Below are 23,477 nucleotides of genomic sequence, written 5' to 3' on the forward strand. Positions count from 1 at the left end.
CACTTTGCAAGATATCTAAGAGGTGCCCGATGGAAGCAACAAATAACAATGCTGTCTATTACGACGACACCGTCGTAAGACAGTTCTCTATCATGGCCGTGGTATGGGGGGTGGTAGGTATGGCGGTGGGCGTGTTTATCGCGTCCCAGCTGGCCTGGCCGGAACTCAACTTCGGCATTCCATGGCTGAGCTACGGACGTCTGCGTCCGCTGCATACCAATGCCGTGATCTTCGCTTTTGGTGGCTCGGCGCTGTTCGCGACCAGCTACTACGTGGTGCAACGCACCTGCCAGACCAAGCTGTTCATGCCCAAGCTGGCCAGCCTGACTTTCTGGGCCTGGCAACTGGTTATCGTCGGCGCTGCCATCAGCCTGCCTCTGGGTTACACCCAGGGCAAGGAATACGCCGAGCTGGAATGGCCTCTGGACTTGCTGATTGCGGTGACCTGGGTGTCCTATGCCATCGTGTTCTTCGGCACTATCGGTATCCGCAAGGTCAAGCACATCTATGTGGCCAACTGGTTCTTCGGTGCTTTCATTCTGGCCGTGGCCCTGCTGCACATCGTCAACAATATTTCCATCCCCGCCGGCTGGATGAAGAGCTACTCGGCTTACGCCGGCGTGCAGGACGCGATGGTTCAGTGGTGGTACGGGCACAACGCCGTGGGCTTCTTCCTGACCGCCGGCTTCCTGGGCATGATGTATTACTTCATCCCCAAGCAGGCGGGCCGTCCCGTGTATTCGTATCGCCTGTCGATCGTGCACTTCTGGGCGCTGATCTTCACGTACATGTGGGCGGGTCCTCACCACCTGCACTACACCGCTTTGCCTGACTGGACCCAGTCCGTGGGCATGGTGTTCTCGCTGATCCTGCTGGCTCCCAGCTGGGGCGGCATGATCAACGGCATCATGACGCTGTCGGGTGCCTGGCACAAGCTGCGCGACGATCCCATCCTGCGTTTCCTGATCGTGTCCCTGTCGTTCTACGGCATGTCCACCTTCGAAGGCCCGATGATGGCCATCAAGACCGTGAACGCGCTGAGCCACTACACCGATTGGACCGTGGGCCACGTGCACTCCGGCGCTCTGGGCTGGGTAGGTCTGATCACCATGGGCTCTCTGTACTACCTGATCCCCCGTCTGTTCGGCCGCGAGAAGATGCACTCCGTGCCCGCGATCGAGCTGCACTTCTGGATGGCGACCATCGGCATCGTGCTGTACATCGCCGCAATGTGGATTGCCGGTGTGATGCAGGGCCTGATGTGGCGCGCTGTCAACCCCGACGGCACGCTGACCTACACCTTCGTGGAAAGCGTGAAGGCGACCTATCCCTTCTATGTGATTCGCGTGACTGGCGGTCTGCTGTATCTGGGCGGCATGCTGGTGATGGCATGGAACACCTGGAAGACCGCAATGGCCGGCCGTTCCGTCAAGGTGGCAGTGCCTGCCGTGGTGGCTCACGCCTGAGCATTGAGGAGCAAAAGCAATGTCTGATCAAAATAACGCAGCTCCCAAGAGCTTTTCGCACGAGAAGATCGAGACCAGCAACTTTTTGCTGATCGCGCTGACGCTGTTCGTGCTGACCATTGGCGGCCTGGTGGAAATCGTGCCGCTGTTCTTCCAGAAGTCCACGACCGAAGCCGTGGCGGGTCTCAAGCCCTACACGCCGTTGCAGCTGATGGGGCGCGACGTCTATCTGCGCGAGGGTTGCTACAACTGCCACTCGCAGATGATCCGTCCCTTCCGCGCCGAGACCATGCGCTACGGTCACTACTCGGTGGCTGGCGAGTTCGTCTACGACCACCCCTTCCAGTGGGGCTCCAAGCGTACCGGCCCCGACCTGCATCGCGTGGGCGGCAAGTACAGCGACGAATGGCATCGCATCCACCTGAACAACCCGCGTGACGTGGTGCCCGAGTCCAACATGCCTGCTTACCCCTGGCTGGAAGCCAACAAGGTGGATGACACGGCCGTGGCAACGCGCATGAGCGCGCTGCGCAAGGTGGGCGTGCCGTACACCGATGCGGAAATCGCCGGTGCTCAGGCCGAGGTCAAGGACAAGACAGAGATGGAGGCAGTGATTGCCTATCTGCAGGTCCTTGGTCGCGCCGTCAAGTAAGAGAGAAAGGGCTGGAAATGGATATCACCACCATGCGTATCGTGGCCACGCTGGCATCGCTGGCGTGTTTCGTGGGCATCTGGTGGTGGGCGTATGCCCGCCGCAACCAGGCCCGTTTTGACGAGGCAGCTCAGGTTCCATTCCTGGAAGACTGAGTCTGATCACCACAACGAGAACATCCCATGAGCGATTTCATTAACAATTTCTGGTCGGTGTATGTCGCGGCGATTACGCTGATCGGCATCTTTGGCTGCTTGCTGCTGCTGATTCTGGTGGCCCGCAAGAAGGTCGTTCCCTCGGGCGACAACACCACAGGCCATGTCTGGGACGAAGACCTGCGTGAACTCAACAACCCCATGCCCAAGTGGTGGATGGGTCTGTTCGTGATCACCGTGGTTTTCAGCCTGGGCTATCTTGTGGTCTACCCAGGTCTGGGCGGCTTCGGCGGCAAGCTGGACTGGAGCCAGACCGGCGCCTACGACAAGGAAATGGCCAAGGCCAAGGCGGACCTGGAGCCTCTGTATGCCAAGTTCACCAGCATGCCCACCGAAGAAATGGCCAAGGACCCTCAGGCCATGGCCATTGGCGAGCGTCTGTTCATGAACAACTGTGCGCAATGCCACGGCTCTGACGCTCGCGGCAGCAAGTCCTTCCCGAATCTGGCGGACGGCGACTGGTTGCATGGCGGATCTCCCGAGAAGATCAGGGAGACCATCACCAACGGCCGTATCGGCATGATGCCGCCCATGGCGGCAGCCGTGGGCTCGGCGGAGGATGTGCGCAATGTGGCGCACTATGTGCTGAGCCTGTCGGGCAGCCCTCACGATGCCGTCAAGGCTTCGCAGGGCAAGTCCAAATTCGTGGCCTGTGCGGCTTGTCACGGCATGGACGGCAAGGGCAACCCCGCGCTGGGAGCTCCTAACCTGACCGATGACATCTGGCTGCATGGCTGGGGTGAGGCGGCAATCGTCAACATCGTCAACAACGGCAAGCACAATGAGATGCCTGCCCAGAAAGAGAAGTTGACGGAGGCGCAAATTGCCGTGCTGGCTTCCTATGTCTGGAGTCTTTCGAATACGCAAAACCAGAAGTAATGCGTTTTTAAAAGGCGGTGCCCTGGCACCGCCTTTTTCGCGTTTCAATTTTCAGTAATTACAAAAATATTAAGGAACTGCGATGCCGTGCGATCAGGGGAAGCCCCGAAAAGTCATACCGATCACGCCTGAGCCTCATGAGGGCGGGCCTGAGTTGGTGCCTATGTTCGCTTCCGAGCAAAAAGTGTACTCACGCTCTATTAGCGGCGTGTTCTCACGGTGGCGCTGGGCCATGGTGTTTCTGACCCAGATCGTCTTCTACGGCCTGCCCTGGCTGCAGTGGGGCGAGCGCCAGATGGTGCTGTTCGATTTGGGGGCCCGGCGCTTCTATCTGTTCGGACTGGTGCTGTACCCGCAGGACTTCATCTATCTGACGGGGCTGCTGATCATCAGCGCACTGGGGCTGTTCCTGTTTACCGCCGTAGCCGGGCGTCTGTGGTGTGGCTTCTCCTGTCCGCAGACGGTCTACACCGAGATCTTCATGTGGATCGAAAGCAAGGTCGAAGGCGATCGCAGTGCCCGCATGCGTATCGACAAGAGCGGCTGGACTTTGGAGAAGATCTGGAAAAAATCGCTCAAGCAGTTTCTCTGGATCGCTCTGTCTCTTTGGACAGGTTTCACCTTTGTCGGCTACTTCGTGCCCATCCGTGAGTTGGGTGTGGAGTTGATGGCCTTCCAGGGCAGTTGGCAGATTTTCTGGGTGGCGTTCTACGGCTTCGCCACCTACGGCAACGCCGGCTATATGCGCGAGCAGGTCTGCAAGTACATGTGTCCCTATGCACGCTTTCAGAGTGCCATGTTCGACAAGGACACCATGATCGTCAGCTACGACGCCGAACGTGGTGAAGCTCGCGGCCCGCGCAAGAAAGACGTCGACTACAAGGCACAGGGCCTGGGGGACTGCATAGATTGCAAGCTTTGCGTTCAGGTCTGCCCCGTGGGCATCGATATCCGCAAAGGGTTGCAGTACGAATGCATCGGCTGCGGTCTGTGCATCGATGCCTGCAACTCCGTGATGGACAAGATGGAGTATCCGCGTGGCCTGATCCGATTGACCACTCAGAATGCCGTGGCCAAGGCCTGGAAGCAGGTGCAGGTGATTCGCCGCATTTTCCGCCCGCGTGTGCTGATCTACTCGGCCGTGCTGGTGGCCCTCAGCGCCGCCATGATCGCCAGTCTGGTGCTGCGCGAGCCGCTCAAGGTCGATGTGATTCGCGACCGTGCTGCGCTTTCGCGCATCGTGGCGGGTGGCAAGCTGGAGAACGTCTACCGTCTGCAGATCATGAACGCCACCGAGTCCGAGCAGCGCTACCGTATCAGCGCCGTGGGCCTGGAGAATCTGGAAGTCGCATCCGAGCAGGAAGTGAGCGTTGGCCCTGCAGAGACGCGCGGCATTGCGGTGCGGCTGCAGATTCCGTATGGCTCAGCAACTCCAGGCTCGCACCCCGTACACTTCAATGTGGATGCAGTGACTGCCGGAGCAGGGCGTATTTCCGAGAAGACGGTGTTCCTGGTGCCGCGTTAATGCCAGGTCTTGACGGTCTTCGTGAGCCATCACGGAGGCCGGACAAGGGCACCGCCAATCGGCAACAATTTATGCCACCCTGCCGTGTGTGCCTGGGTGGTCAGAATTTTGGAAAGAGGTTTCATCATGTCGGCAGCACAAGCCAAGGTCTCGCAAACGGCCAAGATCATCCACCCCGAGGACGGCAAGCCCTGGTGGAAGTTTGCCCATGTCTGGCTCATCATCGCCGGCCCGGTGATCGTGGTGATTGCCGGCTTTGTCACCGCATACATCGCACTGAGCAGGCCCGATCCCGTGATTGACCCTGACTACTACCGCCATGGCATGGAAATCAACCAGCGCCTGAGCGAAAGTGAAAAAAGCCTGGCCCCAGCAGTCACCGGCCGCAATCATGCGGCCACGCCAGCCAAGGACCATCCGCTGGATCGCTGAGCGCTCCGGCGCTTGCTCCGCCAAGGTCGCTTTTGCGGCCTTTTTTGTTGCCCGATATCAAAATCAGAGCGTGTTGCGTATGCTCCGCCTAACGTTGATATAGAAGTAAATGGTTTTTTGATATCCAGATGGCGCAGGATGCTACTGAAAAGAGAGTGGTTCAGGGTTTCCCGCCACGGTGCATGCCCGCAGTCCTGCATGAACGGTCACCACTGTTGTGCAAAATATGACCAAGCCCACAGCCCAAGGAGAATCAGGATGGATGCTCGACGCTGGATGTGGATTGTCTGGCCGGCCTTTCTGGCGGCGGCAATCATGGAGATGGTGGTTTTCGCTTTTGTGGACCCGCTGGATGTGCACTGGCTGGGCTCCCCCCTGGACTGGTCGCGCCAGGCCATCTATACGGTCGCTTTTTTTGCCTTCTGGGTCGTGACCCTGATCGGAGGTGCGATGACGGTGATGCTGGGTCGCTCCGTCAGCGATCTCAATGGCGGCATCGTTTCCGAGCCTCTGCCCGATTAATTCGCGCAGACAAAAAAGCCCGCTGTCCGCGGGCTTTGTCTTGAGAGTGTCTGTCGACTCGGTTCAGTTCTGGCATTGCTGGCTGTTGACGATTCGTTTGAGCGCCTCGGTATCCAGGATGCGCAGGTGGCGCTGCTTGACTTCCACAATGCCTTCCTCTGCAAATTTGGAGAAAGTGCGGCTCACGGTCTCGAGCTTGAGGCCCAGGTAACTGCCGATTTCTTCGCGCGTCATGCGCAGCACCAGTTCCGACTTGGAAAAGCCGCGTGCCGACAGGCGCTGGACCAGGTTCAACACAAAGGCCGCCAGGCGCTCTTCGGCACGCATGCTGCCCAGCAGCAGCATCACGCCATGCTCGCGCACGATTTCGCGGCTCATGACCTTGTGCACATGGTTCTGCAGGGCAGTGACCTCGCGCGAGAGCTGCTCCAGTTTGTCAAACGGCATGACGCAAACCTCGGCGTCTTCCAGGGCCACGGCATCACAAGTGTGGTGGTCGTTGACGATGCCGTCCAGACCAATGATTTCGCCAGCCATCTGAAAGCCTGTGACCTGATCGCGTCCGTCTTCGGTGGCCACGCTGGTCTTGAAGAAGCCGGTTCGAATGGCATACAGAGAGGTGAACTCTTCGCCATTGCGAAACAGCAGCCCGCCGCGCTTGACCTTGCGGCGCGTGGCCACAATCTCGTCAATGCGCTCCATTTGTTCATCGTCCAGGCCCATGGGCATGCACAGTTCACGCAGATTGCAGTTGGAGCAGGATGCTTTGATGGTCTGAAGATTCATGGGCTTTTTGCAACGGCGCAGACAGACACGGAGTGGAGAGTCGCGCTGGTCATTGACCTCGTGGTTGAAGATGAGATGGATCAAATTGTCGCAGCACTTGCCTTGAGGTCTCTTGATTTTCATCAAGGACAGGGTGATTGCCTTGGGGCACATTGCCTGTATTCGTTCAAAAACATGCGCTTTTGCCTATTTTGGGCATGATTTTCAGGATCTGATTTCCATTGAAATCTGCTCTATACAGAGTGTGGGCGCACCCTAACTCCCAGTTATGACCGCAGTCACGCCTGAGTTGCTGAGCCGCTTTGATATCCCCGGCCCACGCTACACATCGTTCCCAACAGCCGACCGTTTTGTTGAGGCTTTTGGTGCAGACGACTACATACTGGCACTCAAGCAGCGCAAGACGCATTCTGGCTCGCGCGCTTTGCCCCTGTCCGTTTATGTGCATGTGCCGTTCTGTGAGTCGCTTTGCTATTACTGCGCCTGCAACAAGATCGTGACCAAGCATCATGAGAAGGCTGCCGAGTATCTGGACTACTTGAGCCGCGAGCTGGCCATGCATACCGAGCATTGCGGCAAAGGCCAGCTCGTAAGCCAGCTGCATCTGGGCGGAGGCACACCGACCTTTTTCAGCGATGCCGAGTTGCAGCAGCTGATGGTCTTGATGCGTGAACATTTCAAGCTGGATCCCGCGGGCGAGTACTCCATCGAGGTCGATCCGCGCACCGTCAGCAACGAGCGGCTGAGAGCTCTCAAGGACATGGGGTTCAATCGCCTGAGCTTTGGCGTGCAGGACTTTGATCCCGCGGTGCAGAAAGCGGTGCACCGCGAGCAGCCCGCCGAGCAAGTATTTGCGCTGGTGGCCGAGGCGCGCCGCCTGGGCTTTGTCTCCATCAATGTGGACCTGATCTACGGGCTGCCCAGGCAGACGCCCGAGTCTTTCGCGCGCACGCTGGCACAGGTCAATGAGCTGCGCCCCGATCGCATTGCACTGTATGCCTATGCGCATCTGCCCGAGCGCTTCAAGCCGCAAAGGCGCATCGAATCGGCAGACCTGCCCATGGGACAGGACAAGCTGAACATGCTCTCCGGCGCAATTGATGCATTCATGGATGGCGGCTATGTCTATGTAGGCATGGACCACTTTGCGCTGCCTGACGACTCTTTGGCCATTGCCAAGCGCCAGGGGCGCCTGCATCGCAACTTTCAGGGCTACAGCACCCAGCCTGATTGCGACCTGATTGCACTGGGCGTATCGGCTATCGGCAAGGTGGGCGCGACCTACAGCCAGAACGTCAAGACTCTTGAAGAGTATTACGATGCCGTCGATGGCGGCATGCTGCCCGTGCAGCGCGGACTGGCGCTTTCACGTGACGATCTGGTGCGCAGAGCCGTCATCATGTCCATCATGTGCCAGGGTTCCGTCCTGTATGAGCCCATGGAGCAGGCCTGGCTTATCAATTTCCGCGAGTACTTCGCTGCGGAGCTGGATGCGCTGGCAGAGATGCAGCGCAACGGCTTGGTCGAGCTGTCCGCCGAGGGCTTCAAGGTCACTGGCCTGGGCTGGTTTTTTGTGCGCGGAGTAGCCATGCTGTTTGACCGATATTTGCAGGCCGACCGGAACCGCGCCCGCTTTTCGCGCATCATCTAGCGCATGTTGTTTTCGCTGGTCTGGACTGCTTTGATCATGGGGCTCGTGGGTGGGCCCCATTGTCTTGTGATGTGCGCTGCCCCCTGCAGCGTGGTCACAGCAGCGAAGCCTGTCGGCGGCGGGCAGCCAGTTGTCGTGCTCGGCCTGCAAAAACGCCAATGGCTGCGTACCAGCCTGTTTCATCTGGGGCGCATCGCTGCCTATGCCCTGCTGGGCGGGATCGCGGCCGTGGCCATGGAAAGTCTGGCCTGGCTGACCAGTCAGACAACGGCATTGCAGAGACTTTGGACGCTGATGCATGTGGCGGTCATGGCCTGGGGACTGGCCATGGTGGTGCAGGCGCGGCAGCCAGCCTGGCTGGAGCGGGCGGGGCGTTCCGTCTGGGCCAGGGTTCAGCCCTGGGTCACCGCGCCAGGCGGCAGTCTGGCAGCAGGCTTTGCCTGGGCACTGATGCCTTGTGGTTTGCTGTATTCGGCGGTGTTGGTGGCGGCCTTGAGTGGCGGCGCCTGGCAAGGTGCTTTGTCCATGGCCGCCTTTGCTGTTGGTGGTGCACTGTGGCTGCTGGCGGGTCCCTGGCTGTGGCAACTGGGACAGTCGCATGTCAATGCATTGCGGGCCAGGTGGGGCACCAGAGTTGCAGGTCTGATGCTGATTGGCGTTGCGAGTTGGGCTTTGTGGATGGACCTGGTCTACAAACCCAGCCTTTGGTGCCGATAAGTCACACAAGAGGGGATTGTTGATGCTGTTTGCATCCCAACAGACCCTAGTCATGCTTGAGCAGTCATGGAACTGCGGAATAATGTCTTATCTTGTGTGTAGCGCTCAAAGTGAATCGTTTCGTTGCTATTGATATCGGACAACTGCGTATCGGCATGTATGTCCATCTGGAGACCGGCTGGTTGCGCCATCCGTTTCCCGTCAGCAGCTTCAAGATTGTCAATGACGAGCAGTTGCAGACACTCAGGACCCTGAAGCTCAAGGCAGTCCAGGTCGATCTATCGAGAAGTGATCTGGAAGCTGCGGCAGCGCCTCCGGCTGCAGACCCTCAACCCGCTCCTGCCCCCCCCGAGAACGATGCGCATGCATGGCGCAACAGTATTTTGGGCGTGCAGTCCAGGTTTCTGGGCGCGGTTTCCGTATTTGATGATGTGCAGGCCTTGTTGCCAGCCAACCCCGAGAAGGCGAGGACAACGACGGATATGCTGGTTGCACAGCAAGTCGTCAAACTGGCGCAGGCTCGTGATCTGAGTTTGCATCTGCTCGCGGATACGGGGGGCGCCACCTTTGGCGTTCATGGTGTCAACGTCTCCGTGCTGGGCCTGCTGCTGGGTAAGACGCTGGGCCTGTGCGATGACGTATTGAAGGATCTGGGCACGGCAGCCCTGTTGCATGACATCGGCAAGCCGGGGCTTGAAATTTCCGCATCGGCCAATGCACTGAATCAAGGCACGGGCCGCACGCCTCTGCGAGAGACCGTGTATGCGCGTCATGTCGGAGAGTCGGTGGCATTGGCTCTATCCATGGGCTATCCTCCTTCCGTCACGACGGCCATCGCCCAGCATCATGAATGGGCCGATGGGTCAGGCTTTCCACTTGGCTTGCTGGCCGAAGATATGGACATTGCCGGACAGATCCTGGCGCTGGTCAATAATTTTGAGCGCTTGTGCAATCTGCCATTGCAAGGCAACGAAATGACGCCTCATGAAGCCATGGCTGCACTGTATGGACAGTATCGCCAGCGATATGCGCCCGATGTGCTCAAGGCATTCGTGCAGACCTTGGGGGTCTATCCGCCGGGCTCTTTGGTGGAACTAAGCGATGGGCGGATGGGCGTGGTGGTGTCTGTCAACACCAGCCAGTCGCTCAAGCCGAAGGTGCTGACCTATGACACGCAGGCGCCGCAGAAGCTGCGCTTCGTAGATTTGCTTGAATATGTGGGTTTGGGTATTCGCCGGGGCTTGACGCGAAATCAGCTTTCTCGAAATGCGTTAGAAGCTTTACAGCCGCAAAGGCGTCTTTGCTACTTTTTTGACAGTTCTGCAGCACCTGCTGCCGAGAAAGACCTCGCGTGACTTTGCAGCAGAGTTTTCTGATTGACCCTCTGCTTGCCTCCATGCTCGATGGTTTGCAGGAGGCGGTCTGGCTGCTGGATGCGCAGACATTGCGTGTCGTGCATGCCAATGCCGCCAGTATGCAGCTCACGGGCTACACGCCCGAGCAGGCGCAGGAGCAGTATGTCGATGTGCTGTGCGCCTCCCTGGTGCAAAAGGCGTTCTGGCAGGATGCCTCAAACTGGGTGGGTGGGGCGAAATTTCTCACAGAAATCTGTACAGCCAATGGTTCATTGACAGCTGTGGAGATGGGGGTGGGCTCCATCGCCCTGAATCCACGCTGGTTGATGCTTACCATGCTCGACCGCAGCGAGCAGTTGCGGCACGAGAGCGAACTGGACATGCTGCTTGCAGAGTTGCGGGCGACGCTTGAGTCCGCTGCAGATGGCATGCTGGTCTGTGATCTGCGCGGCGGCATTCGTGCATTCAATCACCGTTTCGCGGAGCTGTGGCAACTACCCGAACCACTGCTCGTGCAGCGAGATGATGCGGCCGTCTTTGCCCATTTGGAAGCGCAGACCATCAGCAGCGAGAGTCAGTTCACTCTTCTGCAGGATGCGCAGGACCTGTCGGCTCCTGAAACCTCGGAGGTACTGCAGCTGCTCAGTGGCAGGGTTCTGGAGCGCCGCTCCGTGCCTCAGCTCAGCCGCGGTGTGGCGATAGGGCGTATCTACTCCTATCGAGACATCACGGTGGAATCCAGCTCGGCGACAGAACTGCGTCTGGCTGCAAGAGTGTTCGAGTCCAGCCTGGACGGTATCTTCATTGCCGATGCCAATGGTGTCATCGTTCAGGTCAACCCGGCTGGCGGGCAGTTGCTGCATGGCAAGGCGGTGCTGGGGCTCGCTGCCTGGACTCTGTTCGAGTCCGAGGGAGGGCCTGTGTCCGACCTGCTGGAGCTGGCCGCTGCGCGCTGGGATGTGGGCAGCTTCTGGGAGGGCAATCTTTGGCTCAAGCAGAGTGAAGGTCAGCGCTGCGCGGTCTGGCTGTCCTGGGTGGCATTGCGTGACGGATATGGGCGTCTGGTACAAAGCATTGGCTTTATGCGCGACATGACCATGCAGCGCAGTGCCCAAAAGCAGATTGAACAGCTGGCTTACAGTGATGCGTTGACAGGGCTGCCCAATCGCCTGAGTCTGAGCCGTCACGTGCAAGCCGCCATCACGGCGGCGCGCTTCACACAGCAGCCCTTCAGCATTCTGTTTCTGGATCTGGATCGTTTCAAGATCATCAACGATTCACTGGGCCATGACTTCGGCGACCGTGTGCTCAAGCTGGTTGCTCAGCGGCTGAGCGGACTGCTGCGCCCTGCCGATGTGCTGTGCCGTCAGGGCGGGGACGAATTTGTTCTCTATCTGCATGATTGCACGGGGGAAGGGGCTTCGGCCGTGGCCGCCCGTATTCTGGACGAAATGCGCCAGCCCTTCATGCTTGACGGTCTGGGCTTTTCCGTTCAGTGCAGCATTGGGGCTGCGCAATTTCCGGCGGATGGTTTGACGCTGGACGAGCTGATTCGTCAGGCCGATATCGCCATGTATCGTGTCAAGGAGCGTGGACGCGGCAATTTCAGTTTCTACCAGCCGCAAATGAGTGCGGGTCTGCTCTCGCGCATGAAGCTGGAGCATGCCATGCGCCAGGCGCTGGACAAGGGGCATATGGCCGTGCACTTTCAGCCACAGGTACATATCCGTTCGGGTCGCATCGTGGCGGCAGAGGCTTTGCTTCGATGGACGGACCCCGAACTGGGGGTGATCTCTCCCGCAGCCTTCATTCCCTTGGCGGAGGAGTCCGGCTATGTGGTTGCGTTGGATGCCTGGGTGCTGGAGCAATCAGTACAAGAGGCGGCGCGCTGGCTGGCTATGGGCATGCCCGCCAAGGTATCGGTGAATGTCTCCGCGCTGGAGTTCAGGCAGCCGGACTTTGTGGACCGCCTCAAATACGTGCTGGAAGCCAGCGGCTTGCCGGCACAGTGGCTGGAGCTGGAACTGACCGAGAGCATTTTGCTGCAGGAGGCGCAGGAAATGGCTTTGCGCGTGCATCAGATCGCAGAACTGGGTGTGGGCCTGGTCATTGACGACTTCGGTACCGGCTATTCGAGCTTGGCTTATCTGAAAAAACTGCCGATCTCCAAGATCAAGATCGACCAGAGTTTTGTGCGCGGCCTGCCGCACGATGCGGGAGACAAGGCCATTGTGGGCGCCATCATCAGCATGGGGCAGGCATTGGGCGTGGAACTTGTGGCAGAAGGCGTGGAAACGCAGGAGCAATGCCAGGCAATTGAGCAGTTACAGGGTGACTACTTTCAGGGCTATCTGTGCTCGCCAGCCTTGCCTGCGGAGCAATTTCGAAAGCGCTTGGAACTGGGTGCATCCGAGCAGGAGCCGAGAGTTCAGCCGTATTCGTCGGATGACGATGCCAGTGGCATTCATATTGCAGGTCTGCAATAGTTGGAGGACATGCTTTTTTGCTAGGTTTCCTATCGTCTGATTTGACGATGCGCAGTTTGTGGGGACTCAGCAAAATCAAGGCATTTCTTGGGCCGACTTCCGGGTGCGTGCATCAATGAAGAGCGCGCGCAGAGTTGAGTAACTGTGCGCTATTTGATGGGCCGGATTTTTTGAGACAGCAAATGCCCAAAAGCGATTACGCAACTTTTGATTTCTACAACTATCGCTCGGATGCTCTTCAGGCCGTCACCGGCTTTCCCGTCCCGTATGCCGTGGAGACTGAGGCCGCTTCTTCGCCGGAACAGGCCTCGGTCATCGGTACCGAAGCCCTGAGTCAACTGATTACTGCACTGTACGAGTCAGCCATGGACCCGCAGAACTGGAAGGTATTTCTGGAGCTGCTGCGCTCAAGTGCCAATGGCAACTACGCCTCGCTCGTGGTGCGCGACCCTCATGGTGAGAATGTGGGCTGGGTGATTTCTGCATCGAGCGGTCGCTCCGAAGTCATTCCTTACGACCCCTATGCGCAATGGAGCCCGTTTCTCGGTATCGCCAAGGACAAGGTGCTCACCCTGTCGGATGTAATGACGGAGGCCGAATGGCATTCCTGTCGCTACTACACCGACTGGTGCAAGGGGGTGAACATCGAGCACATTCTGGCCGTGGATGTCATGACCGATAACGGCTGCTCCTATGGTTGGCGTATCACGCGGCCTGCGGCGGCGGGAGCATTCGAGTCAACACATCTGGACGTGGTGCGCATGTTGGTGCCGCACCTCAAGCGGGTGTTGAACATGCAGCTGAATTTGCATCGTGACCGGCAGGTCATTTCGCTATACGGGCGTGCCACTGCGCAGCTGATGATGGGCGTGGTCATTCTCGATCAGACGGGGAAGCTGATCGAGGCCAACCCAGCAGCCACCACCATTCTGAACGTGGGCGATGGAATACGGGTCAACAACGGTGCGCTCGAGGCCGTCTATGCCAATGACAATCGCCGGCTGCAGCGTCTGATCCGCGATGCCTTGCTCTCTCCCAGGCTGGAGAGCGTCTCCATGACCGAGGGCATGTCCATCACTCGCCAGTCGGGTCAACTCAACTGGGGCGTGGTGGTGCAAAGCATCTCTCCAGATGAATGGACCGAAGGCAAGCAGCGTCCCAGCGTAGCGGTTTTTCTGCGTGATACGACGGGCAAGGCAGAGCCGCCCGTCAAGCTCACGCAGCAGCTTTTCCATCTGACTCCTGCAGAGACAGCAGTGGCCACGCATCTGAGCAACGGCATGTCTTTGGAGGAGGCGGCCGAGGCCCTGGGTATCAAACCCAATACCGCCCGCGCCCATTTGCGCTCCATTTTCTCCAAGACCGGGGTCCGTCGTCAGACCGAACTGGTGCGACTCTTTCTCAACAGTGTGGCCTGGCTGGGCAATCATTGATTCCAGCCCGGAAAGCAGGCAAAAAAGGCCCGCATTGCGGGCTGTTTCTTGTGCCTAGCTGGGAGCGGTTGTCAGCCTGGGGTTTGCATCCGTCATCGCCTCATGCTTGTTGGAGTCGCAGTCATGATGCTTGAAGTCGTCATTCACTGGCTGGGTCATGCCTTAAAGGTCGGCACTATCACGGCGGAGACGCTGCCTTCAAGGTTGAAACCAGCTTTGAATGCGAAGGCAGATGCGCCACCGACGTCTGGAGCTGTCGAATGCCGGTCGCAGTCTTCTGTTAGTCGCTTAGTACGCTTGCTGCAGAGGCGAGAGCATCGAGCACTGTCGGCTGGGTTGCCTGCGCAGGCTGCATGCAGGGGAACAGGGTGGCAGTTGTTTGCAATGCTTTGCGGCATGGTCGGGTATCTTGCTTTCCATTTCGGCTCCTCGAATGAGAAAAGCACGCGACGGGCCGGGGTGTCTGTGGACAGTGGCTGCAGGGCGGTGCTCGTCCCTGGCCTTCTTGAAAGCTGGAGGAGATGGATGAATGGCAGCTGCCGCAGCGCTTACCGGATTGAGTGTTGAGTACAGGACTCCAGAAAGTAAAATCCACATAGTGGAGAGCTATGGGTAAACTATTGCTGATTAATTCAGTGAGGCATGTATGGATCGAATGGATGCCGGCGCAACGTATGAAATGAGCCCGCGCAGGGTTGTGTTTGAGTACAGGACCAACGGTGAGGCTCGATCAGCAGCTATCAGCGGCGATGCGCTTGAGCGCCTGACGAGAGCCAAGGAACTTGCTGGAGCGGGGCAGAACCTGGCTGCATATAGAGCCCATTGGCAAGCAATTCATGGGCTGGCTGCGACAAAGCACAATCAAGGTCAGGGGCCTGTCGTCATCCGCGTCGGTGATATTCAAGCTCGATAGAGTGATGTGAGACCTGTGCCAGGCTCTCTGTGCTCATGAAGGAATCGGGCGGCAATCTTTTTTGCTTCGTGAATCTGGGCGTCAAGCCATTCGGCCTTGGCGGTTCGCTCTGTACCTTGCGAAGCGGCTGCAGAGGGTATGGGGCTTGCTTAGTGGTGCAGTGCGCATGGTGCTCCAGGAAGCAAAAGCTCGCGCGATGGCGAGCCTGTCTGTTGGTTGAGGTGGCTTGTCAGAGCCCACTCATGCGGCTCACGGTTGGAGTGCAGTTAATTCATGTCGGGCGTCGTGGCGTTGGCAGATGGCCGCCGTCGACGTAGATGTTCTGACCGGTGATCCATTCGCCTTGGTCGCTGCACAGGAATGCGACCAAGTGGGCGATATCTTCGCCGGTACCTGCTCGACCCAGAGAGATGTAGCCGGCGATCATGTCGTCCCACACTTTGCCGCGAGGCACATCATCCAGACGACTTGTTTCCACGATGCCGGGAGCCACGACATTCACGCGAATCTTCTTGGGGCCAAGCTCTCGCGCCATGATGGTGGTCAGGCCATTGATGGCCACCTTGGTGGTGGCGTAGGCGCCAGTGTCGGGTGCCAGCAGCTGCGCTGCCAGCGACGAGATATTGATGATGACGCCGCCTTCTCCCTGTGCCCCCATTTGTTTTGCGAACGCACGAGACATATAGAAGGTTCCGTTCAGGTTGACATTCATCACCCGATGCCATGTATCGATGGATAGCTCCGTCATCGGGATGCGGTCGTCGCCGCGGGCTGCGCCCGCATTGTTGATCAGAAAATCCACACGTCCCCATTCTGCAACCGTACGTGCAAGCAATGCGTCTATGGATACTGGATTGCTGACATCGGAGACCACAGGCAGGGCGCGGCGCCCGAGCTGACGGATTTCATCCGCCACCGATTCGATATCTCGCCAATGCGCCTCGCGCTCATCTTCCGGATAGGTGTCGGGGGTGCGGCCCGTGCCCGTCAGGACAACATCACAACCCGCCTGCGCCAATGCCAGTGCAATGGGGCGACCGATGCTGCGCATCCGGCCTGCACCGGTGACCACGGCCACTTTGCCTTCAAAACCAGTCAACGTATACGACATGCCACTTCCTTGCGATAGGGACCCGGAACATTCAGACGCATCAAGATTCTTCGGTCTGGCTTGATGCTCCTGTACTCCAATCTGCGCATCAAGGACGATGCAGCCGTTGAAGATCGAGCAACTCTTCAGCCGGATTCTTGAAGTGGCGGAGTTGAGGGAAATCGTCTGATGGGACTAGGGATACGCGCCCATTGAAGGGCTCCTGCTTGCTGGTCAGTCAGGAATCTTTTGGGGTGCGCTGAGTGCAAGTGGATGAGGTCGGTACGCCTTTTTGCGGTAGGACTGTGGCAACTCAGAAGCGGGGTTGGCGGACCGTCAGCATTGGCTGAAACATCGCGCTCCAGAAAGAAAAACCCGCACGATGCGGGTTTGTATCAGGGCTGAATCATTAGCTGGGAAATGATCAGATGCCTTGAAATTTAAACGGCTCGGATGCCTTGAATTGGCCAGTGGCATCCCCTGAATAAGTGTGATTCTGGTCCGGTCCCAGATCGATCTTCATGACCTTGCCTTTTTCCTTGCTGAAGTCCAGTGCCTTCAGGTCCACCCAGAATGTGTTGGGTGTCAGTGCCGACTCAAAGAAATACAGCTTGCGCTCGTGATCAAACACGGTGCGCCAGCGTGTAGAGGAAATATTGGGCTCCTCCGGCGTATTCAGGCCATAAGGAACAGAGGCATTGCGAATCACACTGAACACGCTGGCGAGCGCCTTGTTCGGGCTTTGATCCTTGGGTATTGCGTTCACGTAGAACGAAGCGCGGGCGAAGCGGTCTGCTGCACGGTTGGTGCCAGGCAGCATTGTGGTGCCTCCAATCTGTTTCCAGTATGCATTGAGCGCCAGTTGCTGGTCGAAGGTTGGCGAGTTTGTCATGACCTGGTATTGGCGACCATGATGAATGACTTGCTTGCCTGCGATGTATTCCACGATCGCGCTATCGCCGCTGGCGTCGGAGATTGAAAGGTGTACGGTTGTCAGCCGGTTTTCACCGGGCATGGTGTCGGATACGAGGGTGAATGGTTCCTTACTTAGCGCGGCTACCGCCTGCTGCACTGTTGCAAAGTTGTCCAGTACATATTGAGCCCAGGCGGCAATCGACAAGCCTGGCTTGCTATTGGTGCCAAATGCTGGGTATTGCGACTCGACGAGCCATAGAAGGTTGGCATTCAGACCGGCTTCGTTGACTCCGTCGGTAGTGGAAATGTCATAGCCTGAAGTGATGACGCTGCCGTACTTGGACGTCCAGCGCACAGTATTGGGGCCGGTTTCGCCAGTGCGCTGCATGCCTCGCGGCAGTACCCAGAGGTTGCTGACGATGTCACTCTTCCAGTCCATGGATCGTGCGGTGATCACGTGGCCGTTGGCGCCGTGAAATACCAGCCGTGTGCATGCCCAGGAACTGGACACGGCCGCTAGACCTGAAACTCCAAGCAGCAAGGCTGCCACACGAGGGCGGATACACGGCATATTCATCTTCATTGAGCCTCCACGGTTAAAAAATGTGAATGGTGCCAAGCATGCCACATGCATCGGTAGTGAGACATTGATCGAACGTCCAGCGACGTAGATGCCAGGCCATAAACACTCAAATGGCCTCAGTACCTGCTCTTGCAACAAGTCCAGCAAGGCAGTGGCGATTCATGAACCTCGGGTGCATGTGCTTTTCCAAGCACAAAATTCCGCTGCATGGCAGGAAGGGCTCGACAAGTGGATGTTGAAAACGGCTGTGCGCATGGCACGTTTTATCTCCGGGCGCGGCCTTGGCGCCGGTGATGCTGGCGCTGCTCGGAAAGAATGCAAGAGCAGTGCAGCCTTCGCCTCCCTTCGCCTCAATCGGATCGGTAGTCAGGCGCGAAGGCTTGTCCCTGGCAATGGCACCTCCTGTATCAAGGAAAGCTGCGATCGTGAAGGCTCTCGGCGTCCATGACCGCATCAAGAAGTGCAATGTGCTTGATAGCGGTGGGCAGTGGGCGGGAATGACCATTCACCAGGAAGTGATCTGACGGCTCAGGGTCTTGGTTAGCGAAAGATTTGAACTAGGCGAGAACTACGCGATTGCGTCCAGCGGCCTTGCCTCGATACATAGCAGCATCAGCGCGCGAGATGAGGGCTTCTGCAGTTTCTCCCTGTCGATACTGAGTCACACCCAACGTACATGTCACTCGCAGATCTTTGTGCACTAACTGTGTCCACGGGAGTGCTTCTGTGCTTTCGCGAATTCTTTCGAGCAGCACTCCTGCCTGGGCCAATGGTGTGTCACAGAGCACCAGAAGAAATTCCTCTCCGCCGTAACGACCAGCGCAATCGGTTGCACGAATCTGCGAAGACAGAATTTGTCCAAAGGCCCGAAGCACTTGATCTCCTCCTTCATGACCGTAACGGTCATTGACCTGTTTGAAGAAATCAATGTCAAGCAATGCGATGCAAAACGGGGCGTCTCTGCGTTGAGCCGCATGAATACATTGTTGCAGTCGATCCATGACCCCTCGGCGGTTTGCCAGTCCCGTCAAGTCATCGTTGCGCACCAAGTTTTCAATCTGCTTCAGCGCGAGGGCCAGTTTTTCATTGCTCGCACTGAGTCGATATTGCATGCCACGAAAGTAGGTGACCAGCACGCTGCATCGGATGACTGCTCCGAGCATGACGCCGACAGTGAGGAACTGCCCGATGAGGGTGTCGGTGGTCATGCGCATCTGTGGCCCTACCCAGTAAACAGCCAGTGCAATTGCAATGAGCGTGCAACTCCAGGTCATCCAGAAACTTGTACGCCGCGGCGCAAGAAAGCCGTCGGTACTGAAGACCAGAAGCATAACCAGCGCCTGGAACGCAACCTGAGGAGCTGCGACAAGCAAGCCCAGCACCCCTGTAACCGAGAGCAGTTGGTGCCAGAAGAACAAGCCAGGGTCACTCTGAGTCTGGCTCCAGCCACTGGCGTAGGCCCAGGTGATGAAGGCCATCCCTGCACCTATCCAGAGCCCATACAGCAGCACTGCATGCAACGGCACGTAGCCTGCCCAGCAGTGGCCGAGAAATAGCATGAAGGCATATAGATGGCTCAATAGGACCGAAGCGTGCAACTGCCAGGTGCGCTTGCGCCAGCGTTCGAAATGCTGAGTTTCATTGGCAAGAGGCGATGAAGACCTAGGGCCCCACAAAGGTGGTCCGCGTGTTTTTTCAGGGGAGTGAGCCATTGCCGGTTAATGGTCGCCAAAGTGCGATTGGTTGTTGCAAATAACAGTTTGCCCGAATTCCGGCCCCGGAAAATTACGGTGGGTGAGCTGACAAAGCTTGGGTCGAACTGATCGCTAACGGTGCATACGGCAAGGTGACCCGGAGCCATTGGAAGGCTATATCGGTAGAAGTGTTTCCTGGCGCCTTCAACTCGACATGCCGACCTACGACACTGCGGTAAATGATCATGCTCCTGAACATTGCGATCCAGAAACAAAAAAAGCCCGCTTGAGCCGGGACGGTGCACGAATTGGGTAGGCAAACAGGAAGTTCAACAAGAACTTACATGCAGCGCGCGCGGCAAGACTAGCCTGCAATGCTCCACGTTCTTAAGGAGTTGCTATGAAAGCGCTACTTTTAATCGCGGCACTTGCCAGCATGCTGGCAGGATGCTCAATGATGCCGGGGCGTAGTTCCGGGTCTATGCCTGCCGAGAGTTCCAGCCAGACGATGGGCGGCATGAATATGAGCGGCGACCGGGATCGCTGGATGCATGACGACAATGGACGTCCTTGGACCGGAGGTGATGGTGCCTTCTATGGCGCTCAGAACATGTAGGTGAATGGCAGGGTCAAGCTTTTGCTTCGAGGCACTGCACGGCCCTTTCGTCCGGCCGCTCGGCATGCGTGCCTGGGCACACGAATTCGTCGCGCAGTGCCTTCACTGGAGCAAAGGGCTCATCAGCCTGCCAGCAAGAGCCGATCAGTCTCGACATCAGGTAGACAGCCAAGTTTTATGGCTTCAAAGCTTCAAAAAACAGAGCGCATCAATACTGACTGTTGTATGAATTAGGTAAGCAAAGTAGCCGTTCAACAAGAATTTACAGCGGGCACACGCCCCAGGAATAGCCTTGAAGACTCCTTCTTCTCAAGGAGTTGTCATGAAAGCTCTACTTTTAATTGCAGCAGTAGTCAGTACGCTGGCGGGTTGCTCGATGATGCCAGGGCGTGATGCCGGACACATGTCAGAGCAAGGTGTCCAGCGGACGATGGGAAGCAGCGATATGCGCTATGAATGGGGGCGTGGAGCGTATCAAGGTCCAGGCAGCATGCCGCTGTGGGCAGGCGGGGATGACACTTCTGGAGGCCTTGGCTGGCGCCGTGATTAAGCAGTCATAACCACTGTGCGAACGCCGCTATCTCCTACCTGGCACTCCAAGAATCTTCCTCTAGGCACTGCGCGCTCTTGTCGCCCAGCCACTCCAGGAGGTTCCCATCGCCTAGTATTGACTGGGTAAGTCCAGCATCCTTCAACCAAAGGCATTTCCCAGTCATCGACTGCAATCATCACGCCTGTGGCGTTGGAGTCGATTTCGGTAGGGAAATCATTGGGCTTGTCGAAGGAGTTGACGTGGTTGGCCTGCCTCAGTTCTTCCTGCGGCACTTTGATGAGCTTGGGCTAGGCGTTGTTGTGGGACTTCAGGTGCTGCAAGCAGTTTGGTAGAGGCGCTTGTGGACGATTTTGATCGGCGGCTCATCGGTCAGGCGAGAGTGACTCGGGGCAGGCAGTTGCGGCTGCGGCATGGTGTCTGGTCGGAAACGACCAGAAGCGGCTGCTTAAGCTCAACTCTTTGGACGCTCGGCGGCCAGCATTTGCCTCAACGCCTCCGTGGAGGCTGACTCCTGCTGTGGCAACCAGACCAGATGCGTGGTCACTTCTGCATAGTGTCTGGGCAGGGGAAGCACTTGCAACTGTGGTTCGGCATGTACGGCCCTCAAGATGGAGCGCGGCATGATGCCAACGCCCGTACCGGCTGCAATGCAGGCCACGATGGCGTGGTATGAAGCCATCTCCAGAATGCGGTGAGGGGCAGTTCCGATACTGGCAAACCATTCCTCCAGGATTCGACGGTACGAACAGCCTGCTGGGAATGCAATCACTGTGCAGCGTGACAACTGTTCCGAATCCAGCACACCGGTAGCCGAGCGTGCGGCGATGAGCACCAGTTCCTCATCGAATGCTTTCTGGGTCGCCAGTCCCGGTGCCGTAAAGGGCTCAGAAATCAGCGCTGCATCCACTTCATAGCGCTGAACCATGTCCAGCAACCGTGATGTGGATCCGGTAACCAGTTCGATGAGCACATCCGGGTAGCGCTCATGAAACCTGGATAGAAACGGAGGCAGTCGCGCCGCAGCCGTGCTCTCCAGTGTGCCCAGTCGCAGCGTACCCTGCGGCGCCCGAAGCAGCATTGCGGACTCGGCCTCTGACGACAGTCGCAATATCCGTTCGGCGTAGCCGCGCAGTACCTCGCCTTCGGCCGAGAGCTTGAGCCGGTTGCCGTGCCGCAAAAAGAGTTGCACGCCCAGACGCTCCTCCAGATTGCGGATGCGCGTGGTGACATTGGACTGCACGCGGTTCATCTGCCTGGCAGCCTGGGTGACACTACCGGTATCCACAACAGACTTGAAGAACGCCAACGATTCCAGATCGATCTTTCTCATTTAGAGATTTTCTCATCATTGGAATTCAGTATTCATGATGGATCTGTTTCCCTAAAGTGTGAGGTCTTGCCACCTTCCTACATTTCTCGTGGACTCTCAATCTTGGCTGCTGATCCAGGCGGGCACGCCGCCCGAGGACATTCGGGTCATCGCAGGCGATCTTCCCCAGTGGTTTCTGGCAGCTGTCGGCTGCAGGCCCGAAACCATGGACATAGTGAAGGTGTATGAAGGAGAGCCTCTGCCCGAGCCCGGACAGCACCGTGCGGCGATCATCACGGGCTCGTGGTCCATGGTGACTGATCAGCATCCCTGGAGTGAAGCGACCGGGCAGGCTGTGACACAGGGGATGCCTCTCATGGGAGTTTGCTATGGGCATCAGCTTATGGCTTATGCACTGGGAGGAGCAGTGGACTACCACCCTGACGGCAGAGAGATGGGGAGTCTGGAAATCGAACAACTGGCGGTTGCAGAGCCGGCTTGCCGGATGCCCACCTCGCTTCCAGGCTCATCTCACACATCTTCAGACCATCCTGCGCCTGCCCAATGGAGCCAGGGCACTGGCTCGCTCAGCTCACGATCCCCATCAGATAGTCCGATACAGCCCTACCGCGGTGTCTGTGCAGTTTCATCCAGAGTTCACATCGGAAGTCATGGCAGCCTGCATCAATGCAAGAGCGCAAGTGCTGCGCGCGGAAGGTCTGGATCCAGCAGCCATGCTGCAAGGCGTTAGTCCGACACCAACGCCGTTGATGCTGCTAAGGCGCTTCATCGAAACACATGCTGGCACCGTTTCAGCAGGCAATTCAGCGGCCTCGCTGAATGTCGCCATGGGCAACCACCCGGAATTACCTCAAGGAGCAGCGAAATGAAGAAACTCGGCCTCATTGGTGGCATCGGCCCGGAGTCCACCGTGGCCTATTACCGAAAGATCATTCACGGCGTTCAGGCACAGACGGGCAAGGAAAATCTGCCTCGCCTGTCCATCGAAAGCCTCAACGCTTTCAAGGTGTTCAGCCTTTGTCGTGAGAGCGAGTTTGAGCAGCTTGCCGACTATGTGCTCGACGCAATTCACAGCCTGGCCGCCGGTGGTACGGACATGGTGGGTTTGACTGGCAATACGCCCAACATCGTTCTGGACCGCATACTCCCGCTGTCGCCGGTTCCCATAGTGAGTGCCATTGATGCCACCTGCAACGCGGCACAGGAGCGAGGCGCGCGAAAAGTCGGTTTGCTGGGTACTGTGTTCACCATGACGAATACATTCTTCAAGACACCTTTTGAAGATCGGGGCATACAAGTTATCGTGCCCAGTGAGCATCAGATTGCGCAAATCCAGGCCAAGATCGAGGCCGAACTTGAGCACGGCCTTGTCAAAGAGAGCACTCGCCAGGAGTTCGTTGCCATCATTCAGGATTTGCAGCAACGTGAAGGTATCGACCATGTAGCACTCGCCTGCACTGAACTGCCGCTGATCCTTGGTGACCGCAACAGCCCTGTTCCCTGCCTTGATACCGTCGAAATCCACGTAGAGGCATTGGTTCGTGCGGTGCTTTCGAGCTGAGCCTACTTCAGGCCCAGCTACCAACGTTACTGCGGTCTTCTCGGCCGAACAGCGACAGATTCAATCGGCCCAGCCGTTCAGACGCCGGTTCGGCGTCTGCAAT

At 57.7% G+C, this 23,477-nt stretch carries 20 protein-coding genes; 15 read left to right on the forward strand and 5 right to left on the reverse strand.

Features of this window, described 5'->3' with window-relative positions; translation table 11 throughout:
- The first annotated feature begins 29 nt into the window (after window positions 1–29).
- The 7 genes from ccoN (at window position 30) to JAO85_RS01165 (ending at window position 5,691) form a co-directional block, all read left to right on the forward strand.
- Entirely contained in the window at window positions 30–1,466 is a 1,437-nt protein-coding gene (ccoN, locus tag JAO85_RS01135; protein WP_034351806.1) for a cytochrome-c oxidase, cbb3-type subunit I, read from the forward strand.
- A 19-nt stretch (window positions 1,467–1,485) separates the two neighbouring features.
- Window positions 1,486–2,118 carry a cytochrome-c oxidase, cbb3-type subunit II gene (gene ccoO, locus JAO85_RS01140; RefSeq protein ID WP_003063130.1) on the forward strand — a complete coding sequence of 211 codons (633 nt, stop codon included), beginning with the start codon at window positions 1,486–1,488 and terminating at the stop codon, window positions 2,116–2,118.
- A 17-nt stretch (window positions 2,119–2,135) separates the two neighbouring features.
- Window positions 2,136–2,273, forward strand: a complete 138-nt coding sequence (locus JAO85_RS01145; protein ID WP_003063128.1) for a CcoQ/FixQ family Cbb3-type cytochrome c oxidase assembly chaperone — start codon at window positions 2,136–2,138, stop codon at window positions 2,271–2,273.
- Between the two features lie 27 nt (window positions 2,274–2,300).
- On the forward strand, window positions 2,301–3,212 hold the full coding sequence (gene ccoP, locus JAO85_RS01150; RefSeq protein ID WP_003063126.1) for a cytochrome-c oxidase, cbb3-type subunit III: 912 nt from the start codon (window positions 2,301–2,303) through the stop codon (window positions 3,210–3,212).
- Window positions 3,213–3,294: 82 nt separating this feature from the next.
- The gene (gene ccoG / locus JAO85_RS01155; protein WP_034351807.1) at window positions 3,295–4,737 is read left to right on the forward strand and encodes a cytochrome c oxidase accessory protein CcoG; all 1,443 of its coding nucleotides are present in this window, start codon (window positions 3,295–3,297) and stop codon (window positions 4,735–4,737) included.
- A gap of 126 nt (window positions 4,738–4,863) precedes the next feature.
- The gene (locus JAO85_RS01160) at window positions 4,864–5,169 is read left to right on the forward strand and encodes a FixH family protein (RefSeq protein ID WP_003063123.1); all 306 of its coding nucleotides are present in this window, start codon (window positions 4,864–4,866) and stop codon (window positions 5,167–5,169) included.
- 258 nt (window positions 5,170–5,427) lie between these two features.
- Window positions 5,428–5,691, forward strand: a complete 264-nt coding sequence (locus tag JAO85_RS01165) for a hypothetical protein (RefSeq protein ID WP_003063120.1) — start codon at window positions 5,428–5,430, stop codon at window positions 5,689–5,691.
- A gap of 63 nt (window positions 5,692–5,754) precedes the next feature.
- Here the strand turns inward: JAO85_RS01165 and fnr are convergent, their stop codons facing one another.
- Window positions 5,755–6,477 (reverse strand): fumarate/nitrate reduction transcriptional regulator Fnr, encoded by a 723-nt coding sequence (fnr, locus tag JAO85_RS01170; RefSeq protein WP_034351808.1) that lies wholly within the window; start codon window positions 6,475–6,477, stop codon window positions 5,755–5,757.
- Window positions 6,478–6,745: 268 nt separating this feature from the next.
- Here fnr and hemN point away from each other — a divergent pair, with 268 nt between their 5' ends.
- The 5 genes from hemN to JAO85_RS01195 all read left to right on the forward strand — a co-directional run bounded on the left by hemN (window position 6,746) and on the right by JAO85_RS01195 (window position 14,119).
- Complete coding sequence (hemN, locus tag JAO85_RS01175; RefSeq protein WP_012837929.1) at window positions 6,746–8,128, forward strand: oxygen-independent coproporphyrinogen III oxidase; 1,383 nt, start codon at window positions 6,746–6,748, stop codon at window positions 8,126–8,128.
- A gap of 3 nt (window positions 8,129–8,131) precedes the next feature.
- Window positions 8,132–8,845, forward strand: coding sequence for a sulfite exporter TauE/SafE family protein (locus JAO85_RS01180; protein ID WP_034351810.1), 714 nt, complete (start codon window positions 8,132–8,134; stop codon window positions 8,843–8,845).
- Window positions 8,846–8,955: 110 nt separating this feature from the next.
- Window positions 8,956–10,200, forward strand: a complete 1,245-nt coding sequence (locus JAO85_RS01185; protein ID WP_370552185.1) for an HD-GYP domain-containing protein — start codon at window positions 8,956–8,958, stop codon at window positions 10,198–10,200.
- The gene (locus JAO85_RS01190; protein WP_202787256.1) at window positions 10,197–12,686 is read left to right on the forward strand and encodes a bifunctional diguanylate cyclase/phosphodiesterase; all 2,490 of its coding nucleotides are present in this window, start codon (window positions 10,197–10,199) and stop codon (window positions 12,684–12,686) included. The genes JAO85_RS01185 and JAO85_RS01190 overlap by 4 nt, the downstream gene beginning before the upstream one ends.
- A 182-nt stretch (window positions 12,687–12,868) precedes the next feature.
- Window positions 12,869–14,119, forward strand: coding sequence for a helix-turn-helix transcriptional regulator (locus tag JAO85_RS01195; protein ID WP_202787257.1), 1,251 nt, complete (start codon window positions 12,869–12,871; stop codon window positions 14,117–14,119).
- A gap of 1,184 nt (window positions 14,120–15,303) precedes the next feature.
- On the opposite strand, the gene JAO85_RS01205 is transcribed toward JAO85_RS01195, so the two are convergent.
- The 3 genes from JAO85_RS01205 to JAO85_RS01215 form a co-directional block, all read right to left on the reverse strand.
- Window positions 15,304–16,143, reverse strand: coding sequence for an SDR family NAD(P)-dependent oxidoreductase (locus JAO85_RS01205; protein ID WP_202787258.1), 840 nt, complete (start codon window positions 16,141–16,143; stop codon window positions 15,304–15,306).
- Between the two features lie 403 nt (window positions 16,144–16,546).
- The gene (locus JAO85_RS01210; protein ID WP_202787259.1) at window positions 16,547–17,620 is read right to left on the reverse strand and encodes a linear amide C-N hydrolase; all 1,074 of its coding nucleotides are present in this window, start codon (window positions 17,618–17,620) and stop codon (window positions 16,547–16,549) included.
- A 557-nt stretch (window positions 17,621–18,177) separates the two neighbouring features.
- On the reverse strand, window positions 18,178–19,332 hold the full coding sequence (locus tag JAO85_RS01215) for a GGDEF domain-containing protein (RefSeq protein ID WP_237734651.1): 1,155 nt from the start codon (window positions 19,330–19,332) through the stop codon (window positions 18,178–18,180).
- Between the two features lie 382 nt (window positions 19,333–19,714).
- Between JAO85_RS01215 and JAO85_RS01220 the strand changes: the two genes are divergently transcribed.
- Window positions 19,715–19,930 carry a hypothetical protein gene (locus JAO85_RS01220; protein WP_034351818.1) on the forward strand — a complete coding sequence of 72 codons (216 nt, stop codon included), beginning with the start codon at window positions 19,715–19,717 and terminating at the stop codon, window positions 19,928–19,930.
- 1,004 nt (window positions 19,931–20,934) lie between these two features.
- Here the strand turns inward: JAO85_RS01220 and JAO85_RS01225 are convergent.
- Window positions 20,935–21,813 (reverse strand): LysR family transcriptional regulator, encoded by an 879-nt coding sequence (locus tag JAO85_RS01225; RefSeq protein WP_202787260.1) that lies wholly within the window; start codon window positions 21,811–21,813, stop codon window positions 20,935–20,937.
- A 389-nt stretch (window positions 21,814–22,202) separates the two neighbouring features.
- Between JAO85_RS01225 and JAO85_RS25585 the strand changes: the two genes are divergently transcribed.
- The gene (locus JAO85_RS25585) at window positions 22,203–22,682 is read left to right on the forward strand and encodes a hypothetical protein (protein WP_255538859.1); all 480 of its coding nucleotides are present in this window, start codon (window positions 22,203–22,205) and stop codon (window positions 22,680–22,682) included.
- Window positions 22,679–23,374: an aspartate/glutamate racemase family protein gene (locus tag JAO85_RS01235; RefSeq protein ID WP_202787261.1), complete on the forward strand. Its 696-nt coding sequence runs from the start codon at window positions 22,679–22,681 to the stop codon at window positions 23,372–23,374. The genes JAO85_RS25585 and JAO85_RS01235 overlap by 4 nt, the downstream gene beginning before the upstream one ends.
- The last annotated feature ends 103 nt before the right edge of the window (window positions 23,375–23,477 follow it).

It is taken from the genome of Comamonas sp. NyZ500, assembly GCF_016772095.1.
GTDB lineage: Bacteria > Pseudomonadota > Gammaproteobacteria > Burkholderiales > Burkholderiaceae_C > Comamonas > Comamonas thiooxydans.

Excerpts from the sequence above, each read along its gene's own strand:
- ccoG (WP_034351807.1), top strand. The coding sequence starts at position 3,295 with ATGCCGTGCGATCAGGGGAAGCCCCGAAAAGTCATACCGATCACGCCT.
- JAO85_RS01205 (WP_202787258.1), bottom strand. The coding sequence starts at position 16,143 with ATGTCGTATACGTTGACTGGTTTTGAAGGCAAAGTGGCCGTGGTCACC.
- JAO85_RS01165 (WP_003063120.1), top strand. The coding sequence starts at position 5,428 with ATGGATGCTCGACGCTGGATGTGGATTGTCTGGCCGGCCTTTCTGGCG.
- ccoP (WP_003063126.1), top strand. The coding sequence starts at position 2,301 with ATGAGCGATTTCATTAACAATTTCTGGTCGGTGTATGTCGCGGCGATT.
- JAO85_RS01225 (WP_202787260.1), bottom strand. The coding sequence starts at position 21,813 with ATGAGAAAGATCGATCTGGAATCGTTGGCGTTCTTCAAGTCTGTTGTG.
- JAO85_RS01145 (WP_003063128.1), top strand. The coding sequence starts at position 2,136 with ATGGATATCACCACCATGCGTATCGTGGCCACGCTGGCATCGCTGGCG.
- JAO85_RS01180 (WP_034351810.1), top strand. The coding sequence starts at position 8,132 with ATGTTGTTTTCGCTGGTCTGGACTGCTTTGATCATGGGGCTCGTGGGT.
- JAO85_RS01210 (WP_202787259.1), bottom strand. The coding sequence starts at position 17,620 with ATGAAGATGAATATGCCGTGTATCCGCCCTCGTGTGGCAGCCTTGCTG.
- ccoN (WP_034351806.1), top strand. The coding sequence starts at position 30 with ATGGAAGCAACAAATAACAATGCTGTCTATTACGACGACACCGTCGTA.
- JAO85_RS01235 (WP_202787261.1), top strand. The coding sequence starts at position 22,679 with ATGAAGAAACTCGGCCTCATTGGTGGCATCGGCCCGGAGTCCACCGTG.
- JAO85_RS01195 (WP_202787257.1), top strand. The coding sequence starts at position 12,869 with ATGCCCAAAAGCGATTACGCAACTTTTGATTTCTACAACTATCGCTCG.
- JAO85_RS01160 (WP_003063123.1), top strand. The coding sequence starts at position 4,864 with ATGTCGGCAGCACAAGCCAAGGTCTCGCAAACGGCCAAGATCATCCAC.
- JAO85_RS01215 (WP_237734651.1), bottom strand. The coding sequence starts at position 19,332 with ATGGCTCACTCCCCTGAAAAAACACGCGGACCACCTTTGTGGGGCCCT.
- ccoO (WP_003063130.1), top strand. The coding sequence starts at position 1,486 with ATGTCTGATCAAAATAACGCAGCTCCCAAGAGCTTTTCGCACGAGAAG.
- JAO85_RS01220 (WP_034351818.1), top strand. The coding sequence starts at position 19,715 with ATGAAAGCGCTACTTTTAATCGCGGCACTTGCCAGCATGCTGGCAGGA.
- fnr (WP_034351808.1), bottom strand. The coding sequence starts at position 6,477 with ATGAATCTTCAGACCATCAAAGCATCCTGCTCCAACTGCAATCTGCGT.
- hemN (WP_012837929.1), top strand. The coding sequence starts at position 6,746 with ATGACCGCAGTCACGCCTGAGTTGCTGAGCCGCTTTGATATCCCCGGC.
- JAO85_RS25585 (WP_255538859.1), top strand. The coding sequence starts at position 22,203 with ATGCACTGGGAGGAGCAGTGGACTACCACCCTGACGGCAGAGAGATGG.